The 13,406-nt window shown below is 58.0% G+C and carries 10 protein-coding genes and 1 pseudogene; 6 read left to right on the forward strand and 5 right to left on the reverse strand.

The window, feature by feature from the left end:
- Positions 1 to 76 precede the first annotated feature (76 nt).
- Together I6L34_RS00110 and I6L34_RS00115 are read right to left on the reverse strand one after the other, a co-directional pair.
- A pseudogene (locus tag I6L34_RS00110) lies at positions 77 to 1,239 on the reverse strand (IS3 family transposase).
- 118 nt (positions 1,240 to 1,357) lie between these two features.
- Entirely contained in the window at positions 1,358 to 1,630 is a 273-nt protein-coding gene (locus tag I6L34_RS00115) for an acylphosphatase (RefSeq protein ID WP_058056819.1), read from the reverse strand.
- A gap of 82 nt (positions 1,631 to 1,712) precedes the next feature.
- On the opposite strand from I6L34_RS00115, the gene I6L34_RS00120 reads away from it, so the two are divergent.
- From I6L34_RS00120 to I6L34_RS00130, 3 genes are all read left to right on the forward strand, one after another.
- Positions 1,713 to 3,143, forward strand: a complete 1,431-nt coding sequence (locus I6L34_RS00120) for a methyl-accepting chemotaxis protein (protein WP_216955335.1) — start codon at positions 1,713 to 1,715, stop codon at positions 3,141 to 3,143.
- A 113-nt stretch (positions 3,144 to 3,256) separates the two neighbouring features.
- Complete coding sequence (locus I6L34_RS00125; protein WP_005336736.1) at positions 3,257 to 4,450, forward strand: class I SAM-dependent methyltransferase; 1,194 nt, start codon at positions 3,257 to 3,259, stop codon at positions 4,448 to 4,450.
- A 349-nt stretch (positions 4,451 to 4,799) separates the two neighbouring features.
- Complete coding sequence (locus I6L34_RS00130; RefSeq protein ID WP_075115311.1) at positions 4,800 to 5,984, forward strand: acyltransferase; 1,185 nt, start codon at positions 4,800 to 4,802, stop codon at positions 5,982 to 5,984.
- Positions 5,985 to 6,018: 34 nt separating this feature from the next.
- Here I6L34_RS00130 and I6L34_RS00135 read toward each other — a convergent pair whose 3' ends face one another.
- On the reverse strand, positions 6,019 to 6,447 hold the full coding sequence (locus I6L34_RS00135; RefSeq protein WP_075115312.1) for a GNAT family N-acetyltransferase: 429 nt from the start codon (positions 6,445 to 6,447) through the stop codon (positions 6,019 to 6,021).
- A gap of 405 nt (positions 6,448 to 6,852) precedes the next feature.
- Here I6L34_RS00135 and selD point away from each other — a divergent pair, with 405 nt between their 5' ends.
- The 3 genes from selD to I6L34_RS00150 are packed head-to-tail and all read left to right on the forward strand — an operon-like array spanning position 6,853 to position 9,669.
- Complete coding sequence (gene selD, locus I6L34_RS00140) at positions 6,853 to 7,890, forward strand: selenide, water dikinase SelD (protein ID WP_139747271.1); 1,038 nt, start codon at positions 6,853 to 6,855, stop codon at positions 7,888 to 7,890.
- Complete coding sequence (gene mnmH / locus I6L34_RS00145; protein ID WP_075115314.1) at positions 7,887 to 9,002, forward strand: tRNA 2-selenouridine(34) synthase MnmH; 1,116 nt, start codon at positions 7,887 to 7,889, stop codon at positions 9,000 to 9,002. Before selD ends, mnmH begins: the two co-directional genes overlap by 4 nt.
- A 22-nt stretch (positions 9,003 to 9,024) precedes the next feature.
- The gene (locus tag I6L34_RS00150; protein WP_042030935.1) at positions 9,025 to 9,669 is read left to right on the forward strand and encodes an MBL fold metallo-hydrolase; all 645 of its coding nucleotides are present in this window, start codon (positions 9,025 to 9,027) and stop codon (positions 9,667 to 9,669) included.
- Between the two features lie 808 nt (positions 9,670 to 10,477).
- Here I6L34_RS00150 and rnd read toward each other — a convergent pair.
- Both rnd and fadD read right to left on the reverse strand, forming a co-directional pair.
- Complete coding sequence (rnd, locus tag I6L34_RS00155; protein ID WP_005360672.1) at positions 10,478 to 11,590, reverse strand: ribonuclease D; 1,113 nt, start codon at positions 11,588 to 11,590, stop codon at positions 10,478 to 10,480.
- A gap of 108 nt (positions 11,591 to 11,698) precedes the next feature.
- Entirely contained in the window at positions 11,699 to 13,375 is a 1,677-nt protein-coding gene (gene fadD, locus I6L34_RS00160; RefSeq protein ID WP_100647250.1) for a long-chain-fatty-acid--CoA ligase FadD, read from the reverse strand.
- Positions 13,376 to 13,406: the final 31 nt, after the last annotated feature.

The raw sequence follows: 13,406 nt of genomic DNA on the forward strand, positions 1-13,406 counted from the left end.
CTGAATATGGTTTACACCTTTTCCCCCAATAAATGGAGAACCCTGAGGTGTCCTGACAAGATCGGACAGTCCCGGATCAAGCAGCCTGAGCTGTTCTCCAATACCTCTTGTTAAACTCCGCCGGGCTGACATTGCCAAGTCGTGAATGCCGACGTTGGCGGTTGTAAAAAATCTCTATGTATTCCTGAATCGCTGCCTTGGCCTCCGCTCTCGTCTTGAATCTATGGTGGTGAACCAGTTCATTTTTAAGAGACCCCCAGAAGCTTTCTATCGGGGCATTGTCGAAGCAGTTCCCCTTGCGTGACATGGAGGTCTGCATGCCAAATTGTACCTGGAGAGCCCGGTAAGCCTTGGCACAGTACTGACTGCCCCGGTCTGTGTGATGAATAAGCCCAACTGGTGGCCTCTTCTGCTGCACAGCCCGAAACAGCGCCTGACTGACCAACCCGGTGGTCATTCGCTCTCCCATCGCATAACCCACTATCTCACAGGTAAACACATCCTTGAGACCAGCCAGATAAAGCCAGCCTTCGTCGGTGGCGATATAGGTGATATCACCGGTCCAGACTTCGTTAGGCTTCGTCGGCGCAAAGACCTGACCAAGGAGATTCTCCGCCACAGGCAGGGAATGAGCAGAATGGGTTGTCGCCTTGAATTTGCGCTTTTGTTTGCAAGACAACCCCATTTCACGCCGCAATCGCCCAATTCGGTCCCGCCCAGCGTAAAATCCTTCGGCGGCCAACTCAGCTTGTAAACGCGCTGCGCCATAGGTCTGGCGCGTCTTGCTGTGAGCAGCCCGAATGGCGACCTTGAGTCGTTCATCTTCTTGTTGGTGCAGTGACTGTGGACGCTGGCGCCAGTGGTAGAAGCCCGCACGAGAGACCTCCAGCACACGACAGATAACGGAAACGGGATAGAAGTCCTGCCTTGGCTATCCACGCGTACTTGACAGTGACTCCTGAGCAAAGTAGGCGGCCATTTTATGATGTCGCGCTCCATGTTGGCTTGTGCGAGAGCGTTACGTAGCCGAGCCACTTCAGCCTCTAGCTCGGCGACAGAACGCGCTCCGGGAATGACCGATGTATCCTTTCCTCCTTTGGCTGCGACCACCCAGTTGCTCAGTGTGCCTTTGGCAATACCCAACCTTCTGGCGGCTTCAGCTTGGCCAAGGCCTTGCTCCAACAGCAGTCGAACCGCCTCTGCCCGAAACTTTGGTGAATAGTGTTCTCTCGATTTAATTAAATACCCCCGATTGTCTCATCGTAACAATCGGGACTGTCTGTGAAAATCAGGATACCTCACTAAACATGATGCTGTGAATTAAGGAAAATAATATAGTAGTCTTCCCCCTAAAACCTCAGTTGGTATGAAAGCCCTGACCGGTGGGCGGCAGCGTCTCTTCATACTCCATCCGGGTCACCCTGGCGGTGCGCGGGCCATGCTCCAGCCAACCCAGCATCATCTGCACCCCCTGCGCGGGGCCGCTGATGAGGATCTCCACCGATCCATCCTCCAGGTTGTAGGCATGGCCCCGCAAACCCAGTTGCAGCGCCCGCTCGCGGGTGAAATAGCGAAATCCCACCCCCTGCACCTGCCCCCACACCCGAATGACAAACGATTGCTCTCCCATTTCTCACACCTTCCGCTTAAGAAAAAAATTCCCGAGACGATAATGTGCCCGACACTCTATCTCTGCAGGATGCAGCTCCATTATGAAAGAAGTTAAATTCCGGTGGGTTGACCGCTATCTCATTCACCTCACCATCAGTGAAAAATTCCATATCGCGTTCTGGTTACCTCTCTTCATCATCGCCTTTCTCAGCTGGTATATGCTGGCGGCCAGCCATCAGCAAGAGATCTCCCTGCGGGTAGCGCAGTTGCAACAACGGGTCGAAACCACGGCGCAGCTGGTCAGCCAGCAGCCCACTCTGGTGTTGCCTGCTGATCTGCGTCTGACCCGGCAAGGCAGCAGCGGGTTGCAGCAGCAAGGAGATCACTACCTCTTTACCGCGCCAGCGGGTCAGGCAGGCTACGTCACCGGTGATCTCGACACCGGCAACCTCTCCATGTGGGAGGGTCAGGGCTCGACCCTGCTCCTCATCAGCGCGCTAGCTGCCCTGATGGCACTGGTGATCCACTACATGATGACCTTTGTCTCCGGTGCGCTTTACTCCACCAACAAGGCGCTGCAAACCGTGGCGGACGGGGATCTCACCTTCCGCCTCAACTTCTTCCCGGTGCGCGACGAGTTCTCCACCCTGGCGGGCAGCATCGACCGCTTTACCGACCGCCAGCACCAGATCGTCAAACTGGTGGAGGAGTCTGCCGAAGCGCTGACCATGGCCGCCGACGAGTTTCGTGACCATGCACGCGAAGGCGAGACCATGGCGCGTTCCCAGCGCCAGCACATGGATTCACTGGCCACTGCCATGGAGCAGATGTCGGTGGCGATCCGTGAAGTGGCGCGCAATGCCAACAACACCCTGCAGCAGACCCGCCAGTCGAGCGAAGAGGCGGCCAATGGCGCTAACCGGGTAGCCCGCACCATAGAGGCGATCCGCACCCTGGCCGACGAGATTGGCAACGCCTCCGGTGCAGTCGAGCGGCTCACCCACAACGCCAACCGGATCAACGAGGTGGTCAACGTCATCAACGCCATCTCCCAGCAGACCAACTTGCTGGCACTTAACGCCGCCATCGAAGCGGCCCGTGCCGGTGAGCAGGGTCGCGGCTTTGCGGTGGTGGCAGATGAAGTGCGTACTCTCGCCAGCCGTACCCAGCAGGCGACGGTGGAGATCCAACAGATGATCGAAGAGCTGCAGACCGGTACCGGCGCGCTGAACGAGATCATGGAAAAGACTGTAGGGCGTGCCGCCAGCAGCCAGCAGCTCATCAGCGAGGTGGGGCTCGATATCGAGAAGCTGAGCAACCACAGCGATGCGGTACTGGAGATGAGTACCCAGATCGCCACCTCCAGCGAAGAGCAGAGCTCGGTCGCCGCCGAGATCACCCACAATCTCGATCAAGTGCGCCATGAAGCGGCGCAGGTGGAAGAATCCGCCAGCGCCTCGGTAGCCGGTACGCAGGGGCTGAAAGCCACCGCCAGCGAGCTGACCCAGGCACTCAAGGGGATTAAGCTATGACCATATGAGGTGTCAGATCAGGGCAACCCCATCCATTACACAGGGTTGTTTGAGTTTTACCTGCGGGCCACATAGAATGTGGCCCCTTTTCTTTCTACCATCGGCAAACATCCATGAGCGCTTCCATCTATCTCGTCAAAGGCCGCGAAAAATCCCTGCTGCGTCGCCACCCCTGGATCTTCTCCAAGGGGATTGAGCGGGTTCAGGGCAACCCCATTGACGGCGATACCGTCGAGATCTATGCCAACGATGGCAAGTGGCTCGCCCGTGGCGCCTGGTCAGGCAGCTCCCAGATCCGTGCCCGGGTCTGGACCTTCGACAAGGATGAAACCGTCGATCTCGACTTCTTTATCCGTCGCCTCAAATATGCGCAGGAGTCTCGCGATCCGCTGATCAAGCGTCAGGGCCTCACCGGTTATCGCCTGTGCGCCGCCGAATCCGACGGCCTGCCGGGTCTGACCATCGACCGTTATGCCGATTTTCTGGTGTGCCAGATCCTCTCTGCCGGTGCCGAGTTCCAGCGTGAGCTGATCACCCAAGCACTGCGTACCCTCTACCCCGAGTGCAGCATCTATGAGCGCTCCGACGTGGCGGTACGCAAGAAGGAAGGGCTGAAAGAGCGCACCGGCGTCATCTATGGCGAAACCCCGAACGAGCCGGTGGTCATCGAGGAGAACGGTGGCGTCAAGATCCTGGTGGATATTCGTAACGGCCATAAAACCGGCTTCTATCTGGATCAGCGGGATAACCGTCAGGCTGCTGCCAAGTATACCGAAGGCAAGCGGGTGCTCAACTGCTTCTGCTACACCGGTGGGTTTGGCGTTTATGCCCTCAAGGGCGGCGCCAAGGAAGTGGTCAACGTCGATCTCTCCCAGAATGCGCTGGATATCGCCCGCCAGAATGCCGAGCTGAACGGGCTGGATACCAGCAACACCCAGTTTGTCCGTCACGACGTCTTCAAGCTGCTGCGGGAATATCGTGAGAAGGGCGAGAAGTTCGATGTCATCGTGCTGGATCCGCCCAAGTTTGCCGAGAGCAAGGCCCAGCTGTTGGGTGCCTGCCGAGGCTACAAGGACATCAACATGCTGGCATTCCAGCTGCTGGCGCCGGGTGGCGTGCTCTTGACCTACTCCTGCTCCGGCCTGATGGAGCAGAGCCTGTTCCAGAAGATCGTCGCCGATGCAGCGCTCGATGCCGGTCGCGATGCCCAGATCCTGGAGCTGCTCTCCCAGGCCTCCGATCACCCCATCGGTACCGCCTATCCGGAAGGCTTCTACCTCAAGGGACTGGTGGTACGCGCCCGCTGATCGGTCGTCATCTTCCCTTGTGATCAATCAGGCCCCTTGCGGGCCTGATTGTTTTGCATCGCGCCGTATAAACCTGAGCCTGACGCTCGCCCCGATGACCACCCTCTCTGCTTTATTCGCGTTCCTTCTCCTCCTCTTTTGCTGCCAGCGCCCCACTTCTTCTCTGTTTAAATTACTTTGCACAATAACTGCACATTCATGATTTAAATCACATCCGTATGACTCTCTTTTCCGTAGTGTGATCCCGCCTGCGGCAGCCAAGCCGGGGCAACCGTCCCATCAGGATTGATGGACGGCACAACAACAAAATAGATGTCAGGCCAAGCTGAACATCACAAGGGATCCCGATATGAATCAATCATTGCCGCTGTTAACACCGCTGCGGGGCATCGCTGCCCTGATGGTGGTGCTGTTCCATGCCCGATTATTGCTCTTTCCCCAGTGGATGGAGCCGATCGCAGGCCACACCCAACTCATCGAGAACGGCTACCTCTGGGTCGATCTGTTCTTTATTTTGAGCGGCGTGGTGCTGGCCCATGTCTATGGCGAGGCCTTCACCCGCACGCCCCGCACCGTGGGCTATGGCCGCTTTCTCTGGCTGCGGCTGACCCGCGTCTACCCCCTCTACCTTGTAACCCTGCTGTTGCTGGTCGGCTGGGAACTTTACAAGGCGCAGCACGGAGTAGGCTTCTATGCCGGCCCCTTGTTCAAGATGTGGGAGTGGGAAGGGATGCCGCCTTTCGGTTCGCCCTTCACGCCAGCCGAAGCGCTGCCGAGCGCCTTACTGCTGCTGCAGGTGGTAACCGATCACGGGCTGACCTGGAACTTCGCCGCCTGGTCGCTCAGCGTAGAGTGGATTAGCTACCTATTGTTCCCGCTGCTGATCCCGCTGGCGGTGACCCGCAGTCGCTGGAGCCATCTCGCCCCCCTGCTGACGCTGACGGTGCTGGCCTTTATCGTACACAGTCGCGGCACCCTGGATGTCACCAGCGGGGCGCTGGCGGTGGGACGCGGGGTGAGTGAATTTGTGCTCGGCCTCTGGCTGCTGCCGAGGGTCAAGGCCGCGCAAGGCTTGCCCATGATGAAGCGGGATCTGCCGCTCTTGATCGCCTTTGTGCTGCCCTTCGCACTGATGCAGTTCACCATGACGCCACAGCTGACTCTGTTGCTGATCGGCTCCTACATACTGCTGATCTGGATTGCCGCCGCACAGGGGGAGCGCCAGAGCCCGCTGCTGCGCCTCCTGGATAACCGCTTCACCAACTGGCTGGGGGATCTCTCCTACTCAATCTATCTGCTCCATGCGCTGGTGCTGCTCACCGGGTGCGAGCTCATCCACTATCTGGCGCCGGTGCTCACTGAGTGGTGGTATGGCCAGACCAATCCGCTGCTGGGGGTAGTGGCAACCTTGCTGATGCTGGCGGTGCTGATCGGGCTCTCTGCCTTGAGCTACAACCTGCTGGAGCGACCACTGCAACGGCGCCTGCGCCGCTGGGGCAAGTCACGGCAACCGGCGCTGGAGCAAGCCGGATAAGCTAATCTCGCCCTATCTGGATGAGTTGACGGTTTTATGCCAACTCATCCAGTACCAGTTCATCCAGACTGCTCATCACCCAGGCGCTCGGGTGCTGGCTAAATCCGAGCTTGGGGTAGTACGCCACCGCCTGCGGTGCGGCCAGCAGGATCAGCTTGCAGCCGGGCTGCAATTGCAAAAACGTCTCGCGAATAAGGGCTTTGCCAATCCCCTGCCCCTGCACCGACTCGGCCACCGCCAAATCCGAGAGGTAGCAGCAAAAATGAAAATCGGTCACCGAGCGGGCCACCCCGACCAGGGTCTCGCCCTGCCAGGCGGTGATCAGCAAATTGGCGTGATCCAGCATGCCCTGCAGGGTGGCCGGATGGTCCAACGGCCGTCTCGCCCCCAGCGAGGTCTTCGCCAACAACGCCGCAAACTGCGCCGTGGTGATGGGGTGGTTAACCAAAAATGTGGTGGTCACTAAGCTCTCCTTTTGTAGATCGGCGATTGCATGCTGTTGGTCTCTTTGGCGTTCTTTTTGCTGCATCTGTACTGCAATCAATCAGCCAGCGCCGGATCCAGACCGATGACAGGCAAGTGCGGGCAATTCCCTGCTGTTTATGTGAATTCCTGTTCGAACCCCAAGGGGCAAATGTGGCATAATGCCCCGTCCTGTGGCCCTTGGCGGGGCTGCGCTGGCGCACCTTGTCGCCCTTTTCTTCCCCGTCCGGCCTGGCGGTCTTTCATAACTGCCAGTCATCGCTGCCCCTGTTGGCACCGAGGCCACCCATATTTGCGGCTTCTTGTCTTCCTCACTACAAGGCCGCCCATTGACCAAGACGGCTCCACAGAGCCTCTGCTCTGTTTGCAAATAAAAGGGGTAAGTATGTCTTCCATTCGTCTGACCCAATACAGCCACGGCGCTGGCTGCGGCTGCAAAATCTCTCCCAAGGTACTCGACACCATCCTCAAGAGCCAGATCCCGGGCTTCAACGACCCGACCCTGATCGTTGGCAACAGCAGCAAGGATGACGCGGCCGTGGTCGATATCGGCAACGGTCAGGGCATTGTCTCCACCACCGACTTCTTCATGCCCATCGTCGATGACCCCTTCACCTTTGGCCGCATCGCCGCCACCAACGCCATCAGCGATATCTATGCCATGGGCGGCAAGCCCATCGTCGCCATCGCCATCCTCGGCTGGCCCATCAATACCCTGCCCGCCGAAGTGGCCCAGCAGGTGATCGATGGCGGCCGTCAGGTGTGCCACGAAGCGGGCATTTCGCTGGCCGGTGGTCACAGTATCGATGCCCCCGAGCCCATCTTCGGCCTCGCGGTTACCGGTATCGTGCCCCTGGATGCCATCAAGCAGAACGATACCGCCAAGGTAGGTGACACCCTCTATCTGACCAAGCCTCTTGGTATCGGTATCCTCACCACCGCTCAGAAGAAGGGCAAGCTCAAGCCCGAGCATGAGCAACTGGCCCCCAACGCCATGTGCACCCTCAACAAGATTGGCCAGCGCTTTGCCGAACTGCCGGGTGTGCACGCCATGACCGACGTGACCGGTTTTGGTCTGGCTGGCCATCTGCTGGAGATGTGCGAAGGATCCAATGTCAGCGCCCGCCTCGACTTCAAGGCGCTGCCGCTGCTGGACGAGGTGGATTACTACCTCGCCGAGGGCTGCGTACCGGGCGGTACCCTGCGCAACCACGACTCCTACGGACACAAGCTGGATGCCATGGACGATCGCACCCGCAACATCATGTGCGATCCGCAAACCAGCGGCGGCCTGCTGGTCGCCGTGGGTAAAGAGAGCGAAGCCGAGCTGCTCGCCATCGCGCGCGAAGCTGGCCTTGCGCTCTCGCCCGTCGGCCAGATCAAGCCCCTTGAGGGCTCCCGCTTTATCGAGATTGTCCAATGAGTGAATTGCCACTGGCCACGGACTACGCCCAACTCTTTTTGGACGATGTGCCGTTGATTGATGTGCGCGCCCCCATCGAGTTCAAGGAGGGAGCCTTCCCCTGCTCGACCAATCTGCCCTTGATGACAGACGATGAGCGCGCCCAGGTGGGGACCTGCTTCAAGAAGCAGGGTCAGGCCGCCGCCATTGAGCTTGGACACAAGCTGGTGGGGGGAGCAGTACGTGCCGAGCGACTCGAAGGCTGGCTGGCGCAGTTGCGCCAGCAGCCCGATGCCGTGCTCTACTGCTTTCGCGGCGGCCTGCGCTCGCAAACCGTGCAACAGTGGCTGGCTGAAGCGGGAGTGACTCGCCCCCGCGTCGCCGGTGGCTACAAGGAGCTGCGCCGTTTCCTGATCGACACCCAGGACAAGGCTTCTGCCGAGTGTCACTGGAGCGTGCTGACCGGCATGACCGGCTCCGGCAAGACCCACATGCTCGATCAGGTGACCCAGGCGGTGGATCTGGAGGGGCATGCCCATCACAGGGGCTCCTCCTTCGGTCAGCTGCCCGGCGGCCAGCCCAGCAACATCAACTTTGAAAACAACCTCGCCATCGAGCTGCTCAAACGCCGCCATCGCGGCGAGCAGACCTTCGTGGTCGAGGACGAGAGCCGCCTGATCGGCCGCTGTTGCCTGCCCCTCTCTCTCCATGAGGTCATGAGTCAGGCACCGCTGGTGGTGGTGGATGTACCGCAAATCGATCGGGCCGAGCAGATCCGTGAGGATTACGTGCACGATCTCTGGCTGCGCTATCAAGCCATGTATGGCCAAGAAGAGGGATGGCCACTGTTTGCTGCCTACCTCACCGATGCGCTGGCCCGCCTCAAGCGCCGTCTTGGCGATCAGGCCCACCGAGAGCTGGATGCCCTGATGCAAACAGCCCTCACCGAGCAGGAAAAGAGCGGTGATACCGCGCTGCACCTGGCGTGGATCACGTTGTTGCTGACCCGCTACTACGACCCCATGTATCTCTATCAGCTTGGCAACAAGCAGGAGCGCATCGTGTTTCGCGGTGACAAGCAGGCCTGCCTCGACTATTTCGCCGAGCAGCATGCCAGCGCGCTGCGCGGCTGACCCATCCCAAGAGAGGAACTCTATGTTGAAATTCGAGGTGATCCCGGTCACCCAGTTCGCCCAAAACTGCTCCCTCATCTGGTGTGACGAGACCCATCAGGCGGCCCTGATCGATCCGGGCGGCGAAGCGGACAAACTGCTGGCCGCCATCGCCAAGCGTGGCCTGACCCTGACTCACATCCTGCTGACCCACGGTCATCTGGATCATGTGGGTGCCGCCGCCGAACTGCGGGAAAAAACCGGCGTCGCCATCACCGGCCCCCACAAGGAGGACGCCTTCTGGCTCGACATGCTGCCCCAGCAGAGCCAGATGTTCGGCTTCGCCCATACCCCCGCCTTCACGCCGGATCGCTGGCTTGAGCAGGGTGACAAGGTGCAGCTTGGCCAGTGCGAGCTGGATGTCTACTTCTGCCCCGGCCACACCCCGGGCCATATCGTGCTGCTCTCCCAAGCCGAGCAGCTCGCCTGGGTTGGCGACGTGCTCTTTGCCGGCAGCATCGGCCGCACCGACTTCCCCCGTGGCGATCACGGGACGCTGATAAAGTCGATCACCGAGACCCTGCTGCCGCTGGGTGACGAGATCGTCTTTATCCCGGGCCACGGCCCCAGCTCCACCTTCGGCCGCGAGAAGGCGAGCAACCCCTACCTGACCCAGCCTATCTGGTGATCAAAAAAGGCAGCGGTTTCCGCTGCCTTTTCCTTTTTTCTGAAGTCCTCATTGCTATAGGTACAAGCGAGTCTTTATAATTCACCATGATTTGTCTCTGACCATCAAAACTTGGGAACAAAAATGTATCTTGCTTTAGCTATTGCCATATTGTTATTTATTTTTTTCCTGAAGAAGTCACGAGCCAGATATAGAATCAGAGATTACAAACGCCCAACAATCATTCATGGGATAATAATACTACTCGTTAATATCGTATTTGAGATAATATATAGAGCCGAGTTTGTCCCCATTCAGGCCATTTACAGCAGCTTACTAACCTATGTACTGCCTCAAGTTATATACTACCTATTGTTGATCACCATTTTTTTAGTTATGGCATATAGATATGGTTTTTTCATATGGCCAGATGATAGAAATGCAATAAATAGACAGCATACAATCAATATACCCATGTGCTTCTTGTTGACTATTTTTATAGTATGCCCATCTGCCATACGAAATGGCATTATTGAAGCATCACCCTATCTACATATTTGCTGTCTTATTGGTAGCGGACTTACCTCTATTTATCTTGTAAGAATTTTCACTATCAAGTTTAACAAGACAATTAATGATATATAACTTTTATTGCCAACACAGTCACGAAAAATAAGCTCGTTTATTTCGAACTCTTGTTCTTGAGCCACAATTATTTGATAAGCGACCGCAAGATATTCTGACATTTTAAATCTTAAATATCCCCTGAAAATAAAAAAATCCCCACCCGAGGGTGAGGATTGATTTATAGGTGCAACCGTCAGGTGGCTTATTGTGCCAGCAGGTGACCGACCAGCTCATGACGCCACCCTTGCAGAAGCATCGGCTTGTCGCTGCGGGCCCGCTCTTCGTCGTTCATCCGCCAGCTCCAGGTGAAGTACTGGTGAATGATCTTCTTGCTGGCAATCAGCTCGGGCGGAATATTGCTCGCCTTGGCCTTCTCTTCCACCATGGCCTTGATGCGCTTGAGCTCGGCCTTGTACTGGGGAAAGTCCACCAGCCGGCGAATGGGCTCGGGCCAGCTGTCAGGATCGCTCTGCTGCGCCTTGGCGACGATATCGAGCATCCGCTTGCCGTGGATCTTGATCTCGATGGGCGATAGGCCGAGCTCGTTGAGATCCCGCAGGGAGGCAGGACGACGCTCTGCCACCTTGAACAGGTGCAGCTCTTTGACCACGAAGTTGAGGGCCAGATCGCGGCGCACCGCCTCTTGCTGGCGCCAGGCGGCCAGCTCACGCAGGATGGCGAGCTCGCGGCGCCCCAGTTGCCAGGCGTTGACGATGTCAAGATATGCCTGACGGGGATCGCTACCCTGGGTCTTGCGGGCGGAGTGGTTTTGGCACTCCTGCTCGAACCAGGCAAACTTGCCGCTTTCCCGCAATTTGGCCATCACTTTCTCGTAGAGCGGCATCAGGTAGAAGACATCCGCTGCCGCGTATTCGAGCTGACGCGGCGTAAGCGGGCGGGCCAGCCAGTCGGTGCGCGCCTGATCTTTTTCCAGCTCGACCCCGAGGAATTCATTCACCAGCGCACCAAAACCGACCGAGACGCCGTAACCGAGAAAGGCGGTAGCCAGCTGGGTGTCGTGCATCTGGTTGGGCAGGTGGCCCGCCTGATGCTGGATAAGCTCCAGATCTTCGCCAGAGGCGTGCAGGATGGCGATCTGCCCTTCCCTGCCCAGTCGCTGCCAGAGGGCGGAGAGATCCAGGGTCAGCGGATCCAGCAGCGCCAGATGCTCGCCGTCATAGATCTGGAACAGGCCAAGCTGGGGATAGTAGGTACGGGTGCGAACGAATTCAGTATCGATAGCCAGGGGAACGTCGGCCAGAGAAGCGAGATACTGCTCAAGTTCGGCTTGCTGAGTGATAAGTTGATAGTGCATCTGTGCCTGCGCGGTTGATCAGGGCCAAAAAGAAAAAACCGTGGGATGACCCACGGTTCTGCATAACGACGGTGCTGGTTTGCAGAGGCTTCTGCAGCCGCAGTCCGGTTATTGCTTGGCAATCTCCTCGTCGCGCAACACGCGGCGCAGGATCTTGCCCACATTGGTCTTGGGAAGTTCGTCACGAAATTCTACCAGTTTCGGCACCTTATAGGCAGTCAGATGTTTGCGGCAGTGGGCAATAATCTCGTCCTCCTGCAATTTTGCATCTTTCTTGACCACAAAGATCTTCACCAGCTCGCCGGAAACCTTGTGTGGCACACCTACAGCGGCCACTTCCAGCACTTTCGGGTGCAGGGCAACGACATCTTCGATCTCGTTCGGATAGACGTTGAAACCGGAGACCAGGATCATGTCCTTCTTGCGGTCAACGATCTTGAAGAAGCCCTGCTCGTCGCACACCGCGATATCACCGGTACAGAGCCAACCATCCTGCATCACTTCGGCGGTCGCCTCGGGACGCTGCCAGTAGCCCACCATCACCTGCGGGCCACGAACCTGCATTTCACCCGGGGTGCCGAGAGCGTGGATCACCTGACCGTTGTCATCCACCAGCCGGATCTCGGTAGAGCAGACCGGCAGACCGATGGAACCGTTGTAATCAGTCAGATCGTAGGGGCAGACGCTCACCAGTGGCGAACACTCAGTCAGGCCATAGCCTTCCAGCAGCGGGGTATCGGTCAGCGTCTTCCACTTCTCTGCGACCGCGCGCTGCACCGCCATGCCGCCGCCGATGGTCAGCTTGAGCTTGTCAAAGGAGATCCCCTGAAACTCTTCGTTATTGACCAGCGCATTGAACAGGGTGTTAACCCCGGTAATGCAGGTGAAGGGATACTTCTTGATCTCTTTGACAAACCCCGGGATGTCGCGCGGGTTGCTGATCAGCAGGTTGTAACCGCCGATACGCATAAAGAGCAGGCAGTTCACGGTCAGGGCAAAGACGTGGTAGAGCGGCAGCGCGGTGACCACGAACTCCTTGCCGCGTTCCAGCATGGGGCCGTAGACGCCGAGGCACTGTTCGACGTTGGCAATCATGTTGCGATGGGTCAGCATGGCCCCTTTGGAGAGGCCGGTGGTGCCACCGGTGTACTGCAGGAAGGCGAGATCGTCGTTGGTGATCTCCGGCTTGATGTACTGCAGGAAACGCCCCTTGGAGAGGGCCTGACGCATGGTGGTAGCGTGGGGCAGATTGTATTTCGGCACCAGCTTCTTGACGTACTTGACCACGAAGTTGACCAGGGTGCCCTTGGCCAGCCCCAGGTTATCCCCCATCCGGGTCAGGATAACGTGCTTGATCGGGGTGTCGTAGACCACCTTTTCCAGGGTATGGGCAAAGTTGGAGACGATGACGATGGCTTTGGCACCGGAATCTTTGAGCTGATGCTCCAGCTCACGCGGGGTATAGAGCGGGTTGACGTTGACCACGATCATGCCAGCGCGCAGGATGCCGAACACGGCGATGGGGTATTGCAGCAGGTTAGGCATCATCACCGCAACCCGATCCCCTTTCTCCAGCTTCAGCTCGTTTTGCAGGTAGGCAGCAAAGGCGCGGGACTGCTCTTCCAGCCGGCGGTAGGTGATGGTTTGGCCCATGTTGACGAAGGCGGGCTGATCGGCAAACTGGGTTACCGAGGATTCGAACATCTCGACCAGGGAGCTGTATTGGTCTGGATTGATCTCGGCGGGGACCCCTTCCGGATAACGTTTCAGCCAGACTTTTTCCACAAACTTCTCCTGCATAACTAGCACCTGTGCG

This window comes from Aeromonas sp. FDAARGOS 1404 (assembly GCF_019047085.1).
Lineage (GTDB): Bacteria > Pseudomonadota > Gammaproteobacteria > Enterobacterales > Aeromonadaceae > Aeromonas > Aeromonas veronii.

Coding starts and splice junctions, on each gene's coding strand:
- I6L34_RS00115 (WP_058056819.1), bottom strand. CDS start 1,630: ATGGGAGAGCAATCGTTTGTCATTCGGGTGTGGGGGCAGGTGCAGGGG.
- I6L34_RS00120 (WP_216955335.1), top strand. CDS start 1,713: ATGAAAGAAGTTAAATTCCGGTGGGTTGACCGCTATCTCATTCACCTC.
- I6L34_RS00125 (WP_005336736.1), top strand. CDS start 3,257: ATGAGCGCTTCCATCTATCTCGTCAAAGGCCGCGAAAAATCCCTGCTG.
- I6L34_RS00130 (WP_075115311.1), top strand. CDS start 4,800: ATGAATCAATCATTGCCGCTGTTAACACCGCTGCGGGGCATCGCTGCC.
- selD (WP_139747271.1), top strand. CDS start 6,853: ATGTCTTCCATTCGTCTGACCCAATACAGCCACGGCGCTGGCTGCGGC.
- mnmH (WP_075115314.1), top strand. CDS start 7,887: ATGAGTGAATTGCCACTGGCCACGGACTACGCCCAACTCTTTTTGGAC.
- I6L34_RS00150 (WP_042030935.1), top strand. CDS start 9,025: ATGTTGAAATTCGAGGTGATCCCGGTCACCCAGTTCGCCCAAAACTGC.
- rnd (WP_005360672.1), bottom strand. CDS start 11,590: ATGCACTATCAACTTATCACTCAGCAAGCCGAACTTGAGCAGTATCTC.